Genomic DNA, 15,907 nt, shown 5'->3' on the forward strand with positions numbered 1-15,907 from the left:
TATGGATGTCCCGGGGTAATATTTTATGTTGCTACTCCGTATCTATTTTTATAGTTTGGTTCATATCCACGGAGTATGTGAGATTGCCGAGCGTAATGCTAATTTTATCGGATTTACTTACAAAATTCTTTGGAATCATAAAACGTAATGTTTTTTCGTTGTTCAGGGAAAGATCATTAATTCGTGCAAGGTCGTTATGTTCATTTTTTACTTCAAGAAAGGCCCTGTTCCGATGAGCCCTCTGCTCTCTGAAAACGGTGGGAAAATCCATGATAAGCCGTTGGTTGTCACCATGAGCATTAAACGACAATTCAACTTCTAAACCTGTATGCTCATTCATATCGATTTTCTGTAAGAATATATCAGTATTTTTGACAGTCCGTGGTCTGGAGTCATATTCCTTCTCAAATTTATATGATTCCTTTAGTTGTTCATTCCCTTTGTATTCGGAAACATCAAGTTCAAAGCTGACCTGGTCGTCCCCCACAATATTCACTGAACTTAAATCAAGTGTCAGCTTTTCCGGGATCTTTCGAAAGGATCTGGTCTCTGCCCGCTTTATACCATTGTTTTCTCCTTTTTTATCAGTAGTGAAACCAGGTCCGTTGGTATAAAGGCGGTTAACTCCCATACTGCTTTTCAAATGCATGCCAAGGTTGTAACTAAATGCTTTACCTTCTGGAAGGTTCGCTTCGTACAACAACTCCGAATGAGTAGTATAAAGCTGTAATTCATGAAAGCTCAGGGAGATATCATCTTTGGTTACAGTTTTATCGATAGCGATAGTTTGAATGAGATTATCTTTCAAATCATAATTGATGGAAAAAGGGACGTCTTCTACTTCAATTCTTTCCCCACCTGGAAGATAAATATCAAAGCTCGTATTCATCACTTGATCAAGCTTTTCCAGGGGCTTGTGCTGTTCCCCTCTAAGAGAGGAAGCGGCAACGACATGATGCCACTTTCCGTTATGAACAATCCCTCCCTTTTCCATTACAGGATGAGTGTTAAGGAATGTATTATCAATCTCCATACCTTCAGGAGGATCAATGGATATACTTTTCATTGTCATGTCCGTTAAAGACTCGGAAGTTAGGTCTTTCAGAGCGATTAAGTCCAAGCTATAAAAAATAAAGGTTGTGTATTCAGTGAACCACATTTTGTCGATATGCAGCCGGCCATCCCTTTCTGCCAGGTCAAAGGAGGCATCGGTTTTTTGGATGACATCATGCTCACTTGCAACCTTAAAACTATGTATTCTTGAATCGAAATAGTTCATTACTTCTTCCATAGTATCTGCTTGTCGCCACTTTTCCGGTACTTCCATGGCCTGGCTTTCCAGTTTTGCTTTTTTTTCAGGATCAGCAACCAGTGTTCTTTGGGAACTATCAATAAAAAACTGCGATCCGATGAAAACACCGGCCAAAAGGAGGAGAGGCAGCAATATTTTAAACGGATTTATTTTCTTTTTCATGGATGAGGTACCTCCTGGTTTGTTTTTTCAAATAGGGATAAAGACTTTTTCACATGCCATACTAAACAAAAAGGGGTAGTAAGATGAGCGATATAGCGATCAAAGAATTGAATGCATTTCTGAAAGGGCAATATATGGGTATCCATGCTTATGAGCATCTCATTCAACGTATCGAGGACCCCAAAATAAAACAAGAGCTTCAGAATATTCAGCAGGAGCATAAAATGCATGCCATGGAAGTCGCAGAACGCATCCAGCATTTAGGTGGAACGCCAGTCGATGATGAGGGGATTACCGGCTCCATGCAGAACTTTTTCAGCAGGTTCACCTTACCTGACTCACCTCAGGGGATGCTTGAAAAGGCATATAAAGGGGAGGATGTTTATGGTATTCAACTATCCGAAGAAATCGTCAAAGGTGATTTGGACCCGACAAGCAAGCAGCTGATTGAACGCATTCTGCAGGAGGATCAACATCACCTCGAAACGCTTAATCAATTAATGAAGACAACGTAAAATGGCACTTCAGCAGTGAGTTCGACAGAAACACTCCTATTTCACTATTTTCTGTAAACTGGTTGTAATATCCTGCCTTTGTCAAAGAAAAAACCTTGCCACTATTAATTTAGAGGCAAGGTTTTATTAGTTGTTGTCCTTATAATCCGTTTCCAGCGAACGATACATCAGTTCTCCCTCTGTCAAGTGATCCTCACTATCAGGCTTCTGAGGTATAAATGATTTATTGAAAGATACCCCTCTGCTGAACACTTCAGCCTGTTCGTTGGAAGTATGGACTTTCGCTCTTTTGGTTTTTTTTTCTTTCATAGATGAACCCTCCTTCAGATGATTTGTTCTGTTAATCATTGTTCCACTTCTTTACTTAATATAAACAGCTAGTATGATGGAAGAAAGAGCCACCCCGCGAGAACCAGTTTTTGGAATTTCCAAATACCAAAAACTGGTTCTCGCGGGGTGCAGAAAAGTTGCGTAGGAGAGGAAGAGTTTTTTTGAGTGAATTACTTCAGGTATTCGATGAACATGGGGATAAAGCTGGGGTAGAGGAACGGGATGAAGTACACAAAAAAGGGTTATGGCACCAGACTTTCCACTGTTGGCTGGTGGAGCTTATTTCCGGGGAACCGCATTTATATTTTCAGTTGCGGGCCAAGGATAAAAAAGATTTTCCTGCCACCTTTGATATTACTGCTGCCGGCCATATTGAAGCTCATGAAGGGGTAGTAGAAGCAGGAATCAGGGAGATGGAGGAAGAGCTGGGATTTAAGGTGGCAAGACAGGAACTTTCTTTCCAGGGCTGCTATCGCCAGCAGGTAATTACAGAACGAATGATAGATCGGGAATTCTGTCATGTGTATTTTTACGAAAATACAATTAAACCCGTCTTTCAATTGACAGAGGAAGTGGATGATGTCATTCGCATTAGCTGTAAAGAATTTGCCAAGGTTCTGAATGGAAAAACCATAGTGGTTGATTCCTTAATCGATGGAAGTTCAAGGAGTGTGAGCAATAATAACCTGTGTCCAAGTGGAGAAGGATATTTCTCTTTTATATTAGACAAGCTTAAGCTGTATTATAAGGGCACCTGCTTTGACAGTTACCAGGGCTAAAGCTATAATCAAACTATTCAATCAATAACCGGCAGTTGTTAAACGAGCCTCTTCAAAAGAAGGGGTTTTTTCTTTTAATATGTAAGAAGGAGAGACCGACATGACAAAATCATTCGAAACAAAAGTGGTACATAATAAATGGAAACAAGAAGCAGGAGCGATAAACAGCAAAACGACACCGATTTACCAGACATCTGTGTTCTCCTTCCAAAGCCTTAATGAGATGGAGAGCTATTTTGACGGAGAGGCTCCCTATTTATACTCCAGGAACGGGAATCCTAATACCGATGAATTAGGCCAGGCTGTTGCGGAGCTTGAAGGTGCCCCATCTGGAATAGCGACTTCCTCAGGGATGTCAGCGATTTTGTGTGGTATTCTTGCGGCAGTAGGCCACGGCGGTCATATTGTTGCAGCAGACGACTTGTACGGAGGTACGTTCCAGTTGCTCACCAAAGAACTGAAGGAATTCGGAATCGATGTGACACTGGTGTCCTTTGATGACCCAGATGCAGTGGAAAATGCCATCGGGGAACGGACCGAACTGTTATATAGTGAATCAGTCACTAACCCGTTTTTAAGAGTGGAAAATATCAAAAACCTCGTAGACATGGCTGACCGCTATCAGCTAAAAACAATGGTTGATAACACTTTTGCAACGCCGTATCTGCTTCAGCCGTTTCAGGAGGGAGTCGACCTTGTCGTCCATAGTGCTACGAAATATATCGGGGGGCATAGTGATGTGTCTGCTGGCGTGTTGGCAGGGCGCAACGATCTTGTAGAAGCAGCCAGGGGAAAAGCGGTTGCTCTTGGTGCCAACCTGAGCCCTTTTGAAGCATGGCTCGCTCATCGGGGATTAAAAACCCTGGCATTACGGATGAGACAGCAGGCAGAAAACGCTGATTATGTAGCCGAATCACTTCGCAATCATGCGGACATCCAGCATGTATATTACCCTGCCTATGTTTCCGAAAAAGGAAACGGTGCGATCATTACGATAGAACTGAGCGAACGTTGTGACATGGATGCATTTTTCTCTTCCTTAGGATGGATAAAAATTGTCCCTTCTCTGGCAGGCGTCGAAACCACTGTTTCTTATCCGAAAGGAACTTCTCACCGCGCATTGACCGAGGAGCAGCGTCAGAAAATCGGCATCAATGCACGTGTCGTAAGGGTTTCTATCGGAATTGAAGGTGCAAAAGATATTGTGGAGCAGCTGACGTCTGCTGTTGAAAATTCGTTATCTGAGGAATAAGTCCTGAGGATTCTAGGTGATAAATTCACTGCATTAGCTGTGATATAATTTTTGGTATGGAGCACGTCCTTTTAGGGAGGATCGGCTGCCCCCATTTGTTTCGGAAGGGGGGGTGATGCCTACGAGCATTTACGAAGTGCTGACCGTCATCTGGTCTTTCGGCACGTTTTTGATTGCATTGCTCGCGTTGATTGTTCAAATGATCAATAAAAAATAGACCTCCCTATTCACTCAGCCAAAAGTCGAAAGGGGAGAGGCCTATTCTGGAAAATGGATAGCTGATCCCCTGAGGGGACGTGTATCCTGATGCCGCAGCAGCTTGCTGCGGCTCTTTTCAATTTTATGAATTCTATATCTATATAATACCACAGAAAATCTGTTTGTTAACTGGAAAAGCATGAAAGAAGAGAATTTGACTATTTTTTAAATTAAAGTGATCCTGTACAGGCTGCCTTTACGATAGCTGATCAGAACGACCCAACACATTATTCCGTTATTATGGAATAGTAACGTGCTACTATAACTGTATCAAATTACTGTAAGGAGCATGCTTCAATTGCATCTGGTAATATTACCATTAAAATGCAGGGAGGAGATTTTACATGAATGTATTAGATGCCATTAGGAATAGAAGGGAAATTACAAAGTTTCTAGATGAAGAGATTCCAGCAGATACATTAGAAAAAATACTTGAAGCGGCTTACATGTCTCCATCCGGGAACAACCTCCCGTCTCGTGAATTCCTGCTTACGGTACAACGGGAAAAGCTGGATCAGCTTTCTCATGCAACGCCATTCGTTCCCTGGCTGAAAGAAGCGACTGCTGCCATCGTGGTAACAGGACGGCCTGATGTGAGTAAATACTGGCTTCAGGATGCATCCATTGCCTGCGGATATATATGGCTCTCTGCTGTAGAGCAAGGATTGGGTGCTGCATTCGGGGCAATATATCATGCCGAGGATCCTGCAGAATCCACAAAGCGGGAAACATTAGTAAGAGAGGTGACCGGTATACCGGAAGACCGCAAAATTGTGGCCATTATCGGGATGGGTTATCCAAAAGGGGAAGTGAAACCGAAAAAGCTGCTATCAAGAGAGGAAATCGTTTATTACGAAAATTTCTAGTTTATATAATTATGATCGAAGCTGTGTAAGCAGAGGGTTTTAACCCATATTTACACAGCTTTTTTTATACATAAAAAAAGAATAATAATTTTGGAAAGAAGCTTTTCGACGTAGTGAAAATTCTAAAATTCTAAGTATATGAATAACTAACACAGTCACGGAAGGACGATGAATGCTGGTTTTTTCTAATGTAACAAGTGGCTGAAACTCCACATTATTGGCAGAGCTATCGTGTTAGAGCATAGCCTTCTAAGGGTAGGGAATAGTAGAAAGACAATGGCTGATGCAAAGGAGAGATTAGATGAAGAACATTATGTACTCGGTAACGATCCAGAAATTGTTGCAGCTGATTGGAATCGGTGTATTAGTCGGCTTTATACTCGGACTAATCGCTTTTACTTCGCAGAGCTCTTTCGTGATGGTAATTACGATTTTATTAAGCGTTATTATCCTCCTTCTCGCAGCGATGTTTGCAGAATTATATCACATTCGCGAAGCAATCAATAAGCAGCGCGAGGAAGAGAAAGAAAATCCACATTTATGAACAAACAAGCGGTCCCTGTTGCCAAAGGGACCGCTTTCGTTTTCTTATCGAAAAAAACTGCATGTAAACATCTGCTGTAATTTCATGTAGTTGTATAAAGTTCGGGCATGTCGGCCTTCGGGCGTGTATGGATTAATTTTTCTGCGCAGGCAATCCATAAATACACGGTCGCAATAACAGGAGGGACCATATTGCTGGTAGCAAATATCATGCTGCATACAGCAGGAATCGACTTCATTGATTGGTGCTCCAGGACCGCTGCATCCAGGACCGCACCAATTGTAGCCTGGAAATACACAAAAGCCACGTCTTTTGCGTTTGGGTTGTGGAAACAATCTTTTCACCGCCTGTTTTTTTATACTTTAGGAAAGTTTAACTTTGTTAAAGGAATAAAGTATAAGTAAAACCAAGGCTGTCGCCATTAGGACTTGGCGACAAGCCAAGTTCTTCTAATAACATATGCCACTGTGCAATAAACGACAGAGTAAATGCCTAGTATTTGCAGGAATTAACTGGAATAACGTAGAAATTGTCGTTAAAGAGCAGAAGGGAGGCAGTGTTGTATGAATAAAAATAATATAAAAGTTTCAAGTATCCCCCAGGTAGTAGAAAAGCCGGGCTTTAAGGTGATCGGGACCTCGTGTGAAACGACGATGGATGAAAAAGATATTAAAATACCGCGATTGGTATCGGATTTCCAAGTGAATAGAATTGCCGATATTCATAATCGCATCAACGCACCTCGCTCCTATGGAATATTTGTTGACCCTCCAGGGTGGAATCCAGATACGGAACCGTTCACATGGATTGCAGCTGTAGAGGTGGATAACCTGGATTTTATTCCAGAAGGGATGGTGTGGAAAGCGCTCCCTGCCCACCAATACGCCACATTATCCTACAACCCCTCCGTTGATGAAATGGACCCTTATCAATTTCTACATGGCTGGATAAAAGAAAATGGATACCATCAGCTTGGGAGCTTTGGTTTTGAAATGTACGAACAATACACGGGACCAGATACGGAATACACGCTCTATTTACCAGTCGGCCGGTAATAAACTGACTCTAAGAAATTGAGTCATGGCTTCCTCTCTAGTAAAATAACTATGAAAACTAAGAGGAAAAGGTGTGTGCCATGAAATATATCGTAGTAGGAGCCGGGATCCTTGGTGCCTCCACAGCGTACCACCTGGCAAAGGCAGGAGAGGAAGTAATCCTTGTCGATAGACATGATGAGGGGCAGGCAACCGGTGCAGCTGCAGGGATTATTTGTCCATGGCTTACCCAGCGGCGCAATAAAAAATGGTACCGTCTGGCAAAGGGTGGAGCAAGGTATTATCCTTCCTTGATTGAACAGCTTGAAGAAGATGGAGAAACAGATACCGGCTATCGCCGTGTAGGTGCCATCAGTATCCACACCGATGAGGAAAAGCTGAAAAAAATGGTGGAGCGTGCAGTAAAACGTCGGGAGGAAGCGCCTGAAATCGGAGAAATCACCCTATTATCACAAAAGGAAACAAAGCGATTATTTCCCCCTCTTTCAGAGGAATATAGTTCCGTTCATGTCAGTGGAGGTGCACGTGTGAACGGACATGCATTACGAGACGCTTTGGTACGTGCTGCGCAAAAGCATGGCGCTGATTTTTACCAACAAAGTGCTTCCTTAACTCATGAAAATAACCGGGTGACAGGCGTAGAGGTCAATGGAGAATTCCTCGGTGCAGATCAGGTGATCCTTACAGCGGGTGCATGGACGAAAGAGCTTCTCAGCCCACTTGGTATCACATTCCAGATTCATCCGCAGAAAGCACAAATTGTTCATCTTGAAATCCCTCAAACAGATACGTCTGATTGGCCGGTAGTCATGCCTCCGAATAATCAGTACCTGCTATCGTTTAATGGCGGGCGTATCGTTGCAGGAGCTACTCACGAAGATGAAGCTGGTTTTGACAGACGAGTCACAGCAGGAGGCGTCCAGGAAATCCTTGGTAAAGCGCTGGCTTCCGCACCAGGACTTGCCAGCAGTACTATTCTTGATATAAAAGTAGGCTTTCGACCGGTAGCGCCTGGTTTTCTTCCTGTGTTTGGACCGCTTCCAGGTTATGATGGAGTAATTGTTGCAAACGGTCTTGGGGCGTCAGGATTGACAGTTGGTCCTTACCTGGGAGCTGAGATTGCAAAGCTTGCGATGGGAAAAAATACAGAGCTTGATCCTGCTGATTATGATGTAGGGGAAGCCCTTGAATAAACATGGAATGAATGGAAGAGGTTTTTCAATATTGCCTCTTCTTTTTTGTGCTTTAAGATAAGCTGGTATCCTTCTCTTTAGTCGAAAAACATCATGGTATTTTTACATAGGTACCTCATTAAAATTTTTCCATACTGACTTGAGTTTTAAGGCAGATGGAAAGTGGTAAAAGAATAAAGCTATGTCAACAATGAGGAGCTTATTTAAATGGGAATATTGATGTTTGCTTTATTTTTTATATCTGCGGCTGCCGCTTATTATATATCCGTTCAGCTCGCATCTTATGGGGATGGTGTTAAAGAAAAAACGAAAGCCTCCTCTGCTTTTGTCGGTATCATCATCGGGGTTGCCGTTTCTCTCCCGGAACTTACAGCCAGTGTCACAGCTGTTGTCATTAACAGCCCGGATTTAGCGATCGGTAATCTGGTAGGAAGTAACTTGTTCAATATCCTGGTGCTGGCCCTGCTTGATATTTATTATCGGCGTCAGCAAATCATGGGAAGTACCAATTTTGAAAGTGAATCGTATTGTTATCTTTTGATTATCATGACCATGGTAGTGATGCTCGGTTTGTCATTAACCTTGCCAGAGGGGGTCTATCATGTTGGGTACACATCTGTCGTGCTGACTTTGCTTTACTTTGGAGGTATTAGATGGATCAATGCCCACTCAGACGAAAAGGTGAAACCGAGAAAGCAAGAAAATAGAAGATTTGAGAATAAAACAAAGCACCAGGTAATTCTGTGGTTTTTATTTTATGGGCTGCTGATTATGATTGTAGGTACTGTTTTAACAGTAGCTGCCGATCAAATAGCGGTGATTACAGGTTTAGGTGCATCCTTCATTGGTTCGATTTTAGTAGGGGCAAGTACTTCCTTACCTGATGCAGTTAGTCTTGCTACGGTATTAAAAATGCGCAACTACAATATGGGTGTCAGCTCCCTGCTCGGAAGTAATGTCTTTAACCTGCTGCTTCTAGCATTCACGGATGTCATTTACTTTCAAAATAACTTATTTCAACATGCCGGCTCCACTCATATCGTCACAAGTGGCGCTTCCATAGCCATGATTTTACTCTTGCTTTACAGTATTAAACGGAAAAAGCACAGTTCTACATTTATGTATATGCTTCCTTCCTTGCTGATCGCTGCAGTCTATGTGGCAACGACTGTAATCATTTTCACTATGAAATAAGTAAGGTAGTTAAAAAAGCACAAAGGAGTAGAATTACTTCTTTGTGCTTTTACTGTGGATAGTTATATTATTTTGTTAAAGGAAAATATTCGCTATTAACGTGTTTTCATAAAACATGGTACCTTTACTGCTCTATGTCGCCTTGCTTTTTTTCTTTTTACCAAAAGGAAACCACCAGTTCCATCTGCCAAGCAGCTTCATCAGACTCGGAACCAGGAGCAGCCGGATGATCGTAGCATCGATGAAAATAGCAATTGCAATGCCGATACCTATCTGTTTAACCGGCACCACACCGGTAAATGCGAATGCACCTGTAATGACAATCATGATTAAAGCTGCGGATGTTATGATTTTACTCGTATTCGCCAGACCTTCAATGGTGGCAGTCGTATTATTTCCTGTCTCCAGATAATATTCCTGCATTCTTGAAATCAAAAATACTTCATAGTCCATGCTCAGCCCAAAGACAAGACTGAAAACAATCACAGGAAGAATCAAGGCAATTTCAGCTTCTGAAAGTCCAAGGTGTCCACCTTGAAACAGCCAGACTAGAACGCCGAACGTGGACGCTAATCCGATGATATTCATAAGAATCGCCTTTAACGGGATGATAATGGAGCGGAATGCAAGCATCAGAATAAAAAAGGTCGAGACCAGGATGATAGCAAGGCTGACAAGCACTTTGTCTTTTATTTCATCATATATTTCCTGATTGAATTTCGGCTGTCCGCCTAGCATGACATCGACTTCCCAATCGGTCTCCTGCCATTCCCGCATCAAGTCTTGTGCCGCTTCAGAACTGCTTTCCACCGAGAGTTCGATCGGAATCAGCAGCTGATCCCCTCTTACGAACTGGTTAATCAGCGGATCCAGTTGTGCCTTGGATTGAGGTTGTTCCAAAGCTGCTGACAGCTTATCTGCTGAGTCCATTTTGCTACCTGTGTATAAGGTGGTGACAGATTCAACGATGGAAGGTTTCTGTAATTTTTCCTGCAGCTGTTTCATCTGTTCTAAGCCTTCTTGGCTGAGCCAATCGCCATTACGTTCAGCAATCAGGTAAGACGTACTTTCAGATCCTCCCATAAATTCAGCTTCAATCGTTTCAAAAGCCTGTCTGGAATCGTAGCTTTTAGGCAATGATTCAATATCTGGAATAGTAAGATCAATATTTTTCAACGGAATTACACCTATTAAAAGAACCAATAGTGCTGCCAAAGTAATTTTTCCAGGATGCTTCATTACCCATCTTCCATATTTTCTCCAGCGGGCAGTTGTATCTTTATCGGTCGCCAGGATACGCCACTTGTGGATGCGCGGTCCAAGTACATACAATAGGGAAGGGAGCAGTGTCAGGGAAGCGAGTACCGCACCAGTAATGACCACCGTTCCACCGATTGCAATATTTTTAAATATATCTACTTCTATCACAATCATTGCAGCCAGGCCAATGAAAACGCAAAGTGCCGAGAACAAGATTGATCTGCCGGCAGTCTGGATCGTTGTCATCAGTGCTTCATCTTTTTCCTGGGATTGAATTTCTTCTTTATAACGGTTAATGAACAGTAACGCAAAATCAATGCTCAATGCTAAGCCAATCATTGGTGCTATATTCAATATGAAAATAGATAGCTGGATATTTTCACCGATAATAGCTAGGAGTCCAAATCCGAAAGCGATCGTAACCCCGCCGATAATCAGAGGCAGCAGCGAAGCAATCACCGTTCCGAAAGCGAGCAGCAGTACGATTAGAGCGATAGGAAGACCGATCAGTTCTGCCCGTTTCAAATCATTTTGGCTTGCATGGTTGATATCCTCTGATATCACAGGTGCCCCGGTCAGGGTTATGTTTTCTTCATCATTCGTGATTTCTCTTAATTTATCGATGGTCTCTGCCATTTCCAGCGATTCATCATTATAATTTATGACTGCGTAAGCTATCTTTTCTTTCCTCAAGGATTCATCTTCTAAAGGTGAAGTGATGGTCGAAGATACACCAAGTTCTTTTATTTCATTCAAGGTTGTTTCGATAGTTTTAGAGAATTCTTCCTTACTTTTATCCTCATTTTCAAATAGTACAAGAATACTTGATTCAGGAAAATCGAAGGTCTCCGTCAGATCAGATTGAACCTGTTCATATTCCCCGTCTGTGCGGAAGCCATCTCCTTCCAGCAGGGAAGGCAGCTGGATGGCGAAATAGCCCATTCCTAATGTAAGTAATATCCAGAATGTAAGTAATAATTTATAGGATTTTACAATGATAGTGGATAGCTTTTGCAAAGTTGATCATTCTCCTTCAAATAGGCTCACTTTAAAATCATACTCCATTCTGCCTGAACTTGGAAATGAATCGTTTTGTAATAAACGGAAGACTGTTTTGCTATAGCGGGGGCAGGGTAAGGTTTTAGAGGTAATGATTAAAGCCTGATGAGGTGGAGGAAATGGAAATACCTGAAAAGATTTTGAAACTTGCAGAAAAAAGGATGGAGCCCCATGATACGGAAGGGCTGGTCATTGGCGAAGGGAACGATCAGGCAGAGATTCTGATCGTAGGGGAGGCCCCCGGTGAAAAAGAAGCTGTGGAAGGAAAGCCATTTATTGGACGTGCCGGCAAAGAGCTGGATGATCAACTAGCTTATATTGGACTGGAGCGGAAAGATATTTACATCACGAGTGCCGTCCGTAGCAGGCCATACAAATGGGTGAAAACAAATAAGAAGGGATCCGGAGGGACGCGTAAAGCAAACCGGAAGCCAAACCAGAAGGAAATACTCGCTCACGCTCCCATCCTGGATTACCAGATCGATAAAATAGATCCGAAACTGATCATTGCCCTTGGCGGTGTTGCGTATGAAAGGTTGACTGGGCGAAACGATAAAATGACAGATATCGTTGGCAAAGTAGTCGAAACACCGGTAAAAAAACTGGTCGATGTTCAAGGTTCCGAATATACTTTTACGAAAAAAGAGTATGCTATCATCCCGATGTATCACCCTGCCGCCGTTTTCTACAATCCATCTATCAAAGAGAAGATATATGAAGCGCTTGACCATTTGAAAGACTATTTGGATAAATAATGTCATGTGTGAATCGAGTTTTTCAATAGCTGGTATAACCCAGCAAGAGGCTGTCTCAAAAGTCAAAAACAGGTTTGCCAGAGGCGAGGCAACTGAATAATGGAAGTCTTAAAAAAAGGTTGATTTTAAAAAACGGTCTGTATGGATTTTTATGTCCATGCAGGCCGTTTTATCTGGAATTTTATAAAAATGGGTGGTGCCCACATACGATTATATCACTGTAGATTCTATGATAAGCGTGAGGCGTTGACGCCTGCGGGGACAGCACGAGCCGAAAATCCACTTGGTCAAGTGGTCTTCTTGACCAAGATAGCTGAGGTCGTGCCCGCGGCAAGCGATTCGTGGAATCAACGACAAGCTTTAACAGCTCCTAAATAAAGATTTTTTCAGTGGCCTCCCAAAAGCAGAAGTGTAAAAGTCTGAGGATATATTGTGGACATATTTAAAATTTTCTGAAAAAATATTGACTTTTTACTATACTCACGTTATTGTTAGGTTAATTAATATGACACTTAAATAACATGACGATATAACAACGTTATATATTAGCCGGTGACACTTTGAACTTACATAGTAATCAATATAGCTATTCTATGAATCCAATGACCAACCAGTGGATTTTTTGATATGACATCATCAAGTTAATGCGTTTGTTATTCGTAATGAAACCCAGGGAGGTAAGTAAGATGTCAATGACTTTATCTTACGATCGCTTGTCAGAAGAGGAGAAACACAGGCGCTTTCTCGACCGTATCGAAAAGGGAGAAAAAATTGAAGCAGACGATTGGATGCCGGATGATTACCGACAGACTCTGATCAAATTGATTTCCATGCATGGGATCAGTGAAATCATGGGAGCACTTCCGGAAAAAGAATGGGTGCCGAAAGCTCCATCATTAAGAAGAAAACTTGGAATCATGGCTAAGGTGCAGGATGAAATGGGCCATGGCCAGCTCCTTTTACGTGTCGCCGAGGATTTAATGAAGCCATACGGAAAGACGCGGGAAGAAATCATGCAGGATTTATTCCGCGGTGATCTAAAGTTCCATAACGTTTTTCACATGCCTGCCCCGACCTGGGGGGATGCCGGGTTGATCGGATGGCTTGTTGATGGAGCTGCTATCATCACACAGACTAATATGCTGAAGGCTTCCTACGGTCCGTATGCGAGAGCATTGAAGCGGATTTGTGCAGAAGAAGTTTTTCACGCACAGCATGGAGAAGCCATTATCCTTGCGCTTGCGGAAGGGACGGATGCACAACGAGCGATGATTCAGGATGCCATTGATCGCTGGTGGGAATCACTGCTGATGTTTTTCGGTCCGGCAACCTCTACGACAACCGGTACTTCTAAACAGGATATTACAATCAAATATAAGATCCGCACGAAAACGAATGAACAGCTTCGCCAGGACTTCCTGGACAAATATATACCAAGGGTGCTTTCGCTCGGATTGACTATTCCGGATGAAACGCTGCGCTATGACAAAACCGAAGAAAAATGGGTTTACAAGCAGCCGGATTGGAGTGAATTCAAAAATATCGTCAGGAACAATGGACCAAAATCAAAGGATCGTTTGAATTTGCGCATCAATGCTTATGAAAATAACGCCTGGGTAAGGGAAGCCTTAAGCCCGGATGAAGCGGTTGTCTGATAAAACAACTGGTAAAAGGGGGTCAAATGATGACGAATGAGGGAAGGAATTTTTATCAGGAATTCGAGGTATTCAGCAGCAAAACGGATGGAGGACAGGTTCAGCACCAATTCAGCCTGCTTGCCCCTAATGAAGAAATTGCTCTGGTAATGGCTCAGGAGAACTTCATGCGCCGTGAACCTGCCGCTGATATCTGGGTCGTTAAGCGTTCCCATGTCCGCAAAATGACACAGGAAGAAAAGGAGTCCTTACAGCGTCTAGACAACAAAGAATACCGGACGACAAAAGGATACGGATACCTGAGGAAGAAATGGCGTGAATACGAACAGAACATTTTAGACGAAAAAGAAATCATGTCGTGGGGGGAGGACAAACAAAAATGAAATCACCACAAGAAGTAAATGCTGATCCGGCATACAAGCAGGCACTTACTGAGCTTCTTTACCAGCTCGCTGATGATGATTTTGTCCTTGCTTTCCGTGGTTCAGAATGGCTGGGACTTGCCCCTCATATTGAGGAGGATGTCGCTTTTTCATCGATTAATCAGGATACGATGGGGCATGCAGCCATGTATTATCAATTGCTCGAAGACCTTGGGGAAGGGAAAGCCGATGATTTAGCGCATGGCCGTAAAGCTTTCGAACGAAAAAACGCCATATTGCTGGAGGAAGTGAACGGACCGGGCCACTATTTGAAAGAGCCATATTATGACTGGGCTTTTGCTGTTGTCAGGCACTATTTTTACGCTCAGGCTAAAAAAGTCAAAATAGATTCTTTAAAGAATTCCTCATACGAACCACTCGCTCAGGCTGCGGTGAAAATTAATATGGAGCTTTATTATCACCTGTTGCACTGGAAAACATGGTTCACTCAGCTTGCCTCTGCCAAAGGGGAAGCACCGGAGCGGATGAAGAAAGCTGTCGTAAAGGTGTGCCAGGATTTTGCCGGTGTATTGACGCTTGGACCGAAAGCGGATGAAATCGCAGGCTTCCATTTGATTGAAGATGAGAATCAATTAAAGCAGCGCTGGGTCAATGAAATGGAGAAAGTATTCTCTCCATCAGGGCTGCAATTGCCAGAAGTGGAAATGGTCCGCGGTGACGGTCGGAATGGCATCCACACTACTGATTTAGACACTGCTCTTGAAACATTGAGCGAGGTTTACCGACAAGACCCTGCAGCCAGCTGGTAAAAAAACCTCGGAACAAGAAAGGGAAGATGGGCATGATGACCACCTATGAACAATCCGTGCGGGAAATGCTTGCTGAGGTCAAGGATCCGGAAATCGATTCTGTCAGTGTGCTGGATTTGGGAATGATCGAAAAAATCATTATTACTGATAATGCTGTCCAAGTGGAAATGCTGCCTACATTCATGGGTTGCCCGGCTCTTGAAATCATCAAGAAGAACGTCGAAACAAAGGTTCTTGAGCTTGAATGGGTGGAACATGCAGAAGTAACTTTCATTTATCATCCGCCTTGGACATCCGATCGTATCACGGCAAAAGGAAGGGAGCGGCTGAAAGAATTCGGCATCGCTCCTCCCCCAACACAACCTGGCCCTGACGGGGAATGGCATGTTGACTGTCCTTACTGCCAATCGACCTACACGACGATGGATAACATTTTCGGGCCGACCGCATGCCGGAGCATTTTGTATTGTAAGCATTGCAAGAATCCGTTTGAGGCAATGAAGCCCGTATCGACAATAATGTAACT

18 protein-coding genes are annotated in these 15,907 nt (G+C 42.9%); 14 read left to right on the forward strand and 4 right to left on the reverse strand.

Annotated features, from left to right (window positions below):
* Positions 1-31: 31 nt before the first annotated feature.
* On the reverse strand, positions 32-1,474 hold the full coding sequence (locus JOC33_RS15490) for a hypothetical protein (protein ID WP_205093454.1): 1,443 nt from the start codon (positions 1,472-1,474) through the stop codon (positions 32-34).
* Positions 1,475-1,557: 83 nt separating this feature from the next.
* Here JOC33_RS15490 and JOC33_RS15495 point away from each other — a divergent pair, with 83 nt between their 5' ends.
* Entirely contained in the window at positions 1,558-1,989 is a 432-nt protein-coding gene (locus JOC33_RS15495) for a ferritin-like domain-containing protein (protein ID WP_205093455.1), read from the forward strand.
* A 126-nt stretch (positions 1,990-2,115) separates the two neighbouring features.
* Here JOC33_RS15495 and JOC33_RS15500 read toward each other — a convergent pair whose 3' ends face one another.
* On the reverse strand, positions 2,116-2,298 hold the full coding sequence (locus JOC33_RS15500) for a hypothetical protein (protein WP_205093456.1): 183 nt from the start codon (positions 2,296-2,298) through the stop codon (positions 2,116-2,118).
* A gap of 182 nt (positions 2,299-2,480) precedes the next feature.
* On the opposite strand from JOC33_RS15500, the gene JOC33_RS15505 reads away from it, so the two are divergent.
* From JOC33_RS15505 to JOC33_RS15525, 5 genes are all read left to right on the forward strand, one after another.
* Positions 2,481-3,098, forward strand: coding sequence for an NUDIX hydrolase (locus tag JOC33_RS15505; protein ID WP_205093457.1), 618 nt, complete (start codon positions 2,481-2,483; stop codon positions 3,096-3,098).
* Between the two features lie 100 nt (positions 3,099-3,198).
* Complete coding sequence (locus tag JOC33_RS15510; RefSeq protein ID WP_205093458.1) at positions 3,199-4,350, forward strand: trans-sulfuration enzyme family protein; 1,152 nt, start codon at positions 3,199-3,201, stop codon at positions 4,348-4,350.
* 115 nt (positions 4,351-4,465) lie between these two features.
* Entirely contained in the window at positions 4,466-4,567 is a 102-nt protein-coding gene (locus JOC33_RS15515) for a putative holin-like toxin (protein ID WP_205093459.1), read from the forward strand.
* 385 nt (positions 4,568-4,952) lie between these two features.
* The gene (locus tag JOC33_RS15520) at positions 4,953-5,474 is read left to right on the forward strand and encodes a nitroreductase family protein (RefSeq protein WP_205093460.1); all 522 of its coding nucleotides are present in this window, start codon (positions 4,953-4,955) and stop codon (positions 5,472-5,474) included.
* A gap of 301 nt (positions 5,475-5,775) precedes the next feature.
* Entirely contained in the window at positions 5,776-6,018 is a 243-nt protein-coding gene (locus JOC33_RS15525; RefSeq protein ID WP_239534243.1) for a hypothetical protein, read from the forward strand.
* Positions 6,019-6,062: 44 nt separating this feature from the next.
* Here the strand turns inward: JOC33_RS15525 and JOC33_RS20415 are convergent, their stop codons facing one another.
* A complete protein-coding gene (locus tag JOC33_RS20415; protein WP_338054537.1) occupies positions 6,063-6,362 on the reverse strand; it encodes a phospholipase in 300 nt (99 codons plus the stop codon).
* 219 nt (positions 6,363-6,581) lie between these two features.
* Between JOC33_RS20415 and JOC33_RS15535 the strand changes: the two genes are divergently transcribed.
* From JOC33_RS15535 to JOC33_RS15545, 3 genes are all read left to right on the forward strand, one after another.
* The gene (locus tag JOC33_RS15535) at positions 6,582-7,073 is read left to right on the forward strand and encodes a GyrI-like domain-containing protein (protein WP_205093462.1); all 492 of its coding nucleotides are present in this window, start codon (positions 6,582-6,584) and stop codon (positions 7,071-7,073) included.
* An 80-nt stretch (positions 7,074-7,153) separates the two neighbouring features.
* Entirely contained in the window at positions 7,154-8,266 is a 1,113-nt protein-coding gene (locus JOC33_RS15540; RefSeq protein ID WP_205093463.1) for an NAD(P)/FAD-dependent oxidoreductase, read from the forward strand.
* Between the two features lie 207 nt (positions 8,267-8,473).
* Complete coding sequence (locus JOC33_RS15545) at positions 8,474-9,460, forward strand: sodium:calcium antiporter (protein ID WP_205093464.1); 987 nt, start codon at positions 8,474-8,476, stop codon at positions 9,458-9,460.
* A 132-nt stretch (positions 9,461-9,592) separates the two neighbouring features.
* On the opposite strand, the gene JOC33_RS15550 is transcribed toward JOC33_RS15545, so the two are convergent.
* On the reverse strand, positions 9,593-11,737 hold the full coding sequence (locus tag JOC33_RS15550) for an MMPL family transporter (RefSeq protein ID WP_239534245.1): 2,145 nt from the start codon (positions 11,735-11,737) through the stop codon (positions 9,593-9,595).
* Between the two features lie 161 nt (positions 11,738-11,898).
* Between JOC33_RS15550 and JOC33_RS15555 the strand changes: the two genes are divergently transcribed.
* The 5 genes from JOC33_RS15555 to paaD all read left to right on the forward strand — a co-directional run bounded on the left by JOC33_RS15555 (position 11,899) and on the right by paaD (position 15,905).
* Positions 11,899-12,534: a uracil-DNA glycosylase gene (locus tag JOC33_RS15555; RefSeq protein WP_205093465.1), complete on the forward strand. Its 636-nt coding sequence runs from the start codon at positions 11,899-11,901 to the stop codon at positions 12,532-12,534.
* A 686-nt stretch (positions 12,535-13,220) separates the two neighbouring features.
* Complete coding sequence (paaA, locus tag JOC33_RS15560; RefSeq protein ID WP_205093466.1) at positions 13,221-14,189, forward strand: 1,2-phenylacetyl-CoA epoxidase subunit PaaA; 969 nt, start codon at positions 13,221-13,223, stop codon at positions 14,187-14,189.
* Between the two features lie 29 nt (positions 14,190-14,218).
* Positions 14,219-14,572, forward strand: coding sequence for a 1,2-phenylacetyl-CoA epoxidase subunit PaaB (gene paaB, locus JOC33_RS15565; protein WP_205093606.1), 354 nt, complete (start codon positions 14,219-14,221; stop codon positions 14,570-14,572).
* Positions 14,569-15,381 (forward strand): 1,2-phenylacetyl-CoA epoxidase subunit PaaC, encoded by an 813-nt coding sequence (paaC, locus tag JOC33_RS15570; protein WP_205093467.1) that lies wholly within the window; start codon positions 14,569-14,571, stop codon positions 15,379-15,381. Before paaB ends, paaC begins: the two co-directional genes overlap by 4 nt.
* A 26-nt stretch (positions 15,382-15,407) precedes the next feature.
* Entirely contained in the window at positions 15,408-15,905 is a 498-nt protein-coding gene (gene paaD, locus JOC33_RS15575) for a 1,2-phenylacetyl-CoA epoxidase subunit PaaD (protein ID WP_205093468.1), read from the forward strand.
* Positions 15,906-15,907: the final 2 nt, after the last annotated feature.

It is taken from the genome of Thalassobacillus pellis, assembly GCF_016908295.1.
Classification (GTDB): domain Bacteria; phylum Bacillota; class Bacilli; order Bacillales; family Halobacillaceae; genus Thalassobacillus; species Thalassobacillus pellis.

What these genes read in the sequence shown, in the direction of transcription:
- JOC33_RS15490 (WP_205093454.1), bottom strand. Translation starts at nt 1,474, where the DNA reads ATGAAAAAGAAAATAAATCCGTTTAAAATATTGCTGCCTCTCCTCCTT.
- JOC33_RS15495 (WP_205093455.1), top strand. Translation starts at nt 1,558, where the DNA reads ATGAGCGATATAGCGATCAAAGAATTGAATGCATTTCTGAAAGGGCAA.
- JOC33_RS15500 (WP_205093456.1), bottom strand. Translation starts at nt 2,298, where the DNA reads ATGAAAGAAAAAAAAACCAAAAGAGCGAAAGTCCATACTTCCAACGAA.
- JOC33_RS15510 (WP_205093458.1), top strand. Translation starts at nt 3,199, where the DNA reads ATGACAAAATCATTCGAAACAAAAGTGGTACATAATAAATGGAAACAA.
- JOC33_RS15515 (WP_205093459.1), top strand. Translation starts at nt 4,466, where the DNA reads ATGCCTACGAGCATTTACGAAGTGCTGACCGTCATCTGGTCTTTCGGC.
- JOC33_RS15520 (WP_205093460.1), top strand. Translation starts at nt 4,953, where the DNA reads ATGAATGTATTAGATGCCATTAGGAATAGAAGGGAAATTACAAAGTTT.
- JOC33_RS15525 (WP_239534243.1), top strand. Translation starts at nt 5,776, where the DNA reads ATGAAGAACATTATGTACTCGGTAACGATCCAGAAATTGTTGCAGCTG.
- JOC33_RS15535 (WP_205093462.1), top strand. Translation starts at nt 6,582, where the DNA reads ATGAATAAAAATAATATAAAAGTTTCAAGTATCCCCCAGGTAGTAGAA.
- JOC33_RS15540 (WP_205093463.1), top strand. Translation starts at nt 7,154, where the DNA reads ATGAAATATATCGTAGTAGGAGCCGGGATCCTTGGTGCCTCCACAGCG.
- JOC33_RS15545 (WP_205093464.1), top strand. Translation starts at nt 8,474, where the DNA reads ATGGGAATATTGATGTTTGCTTTATTTTTTATATCTGCGGCTGCCGCT.
- JOC33_RS15555 (WP_205093465.1), top strand. Translation starts at nt 11,899, where the DNA reads ATGGAAATACCTGAAAAGATTTTGAAACTTGCAGAAAAAAGGATGGAG.
- paaA (WP_205093466.1), top strand. Translation starts at nt 13,221, where the DNA reads ATGTCAATGACTTTATCTTACGATCGCTTGTCAGAAGAGGAGAAACAC.
- paaB (WP_205093606.1), top strand. Translation starts at nt 14,219, where the DNA reads ATGACGAATGAGGGAAGGAATTTTTATCAGGAATTCGAGGTATTCAGC.
- paaC (WP_205093467.1), top strand. Translation starts at nt 14,569, where the DNA reads ATGAAATCACCACAAGAAGTAAATGCTGATCCGGCATACAAGCAGGCA.
- paaD (WP_205093468.1), top strand. Translation starts at nt 15,408, where the DNA reads ATGGGCATGATGACCACCTATGAACAATCCGTGCGGGAAATGCTTGCT.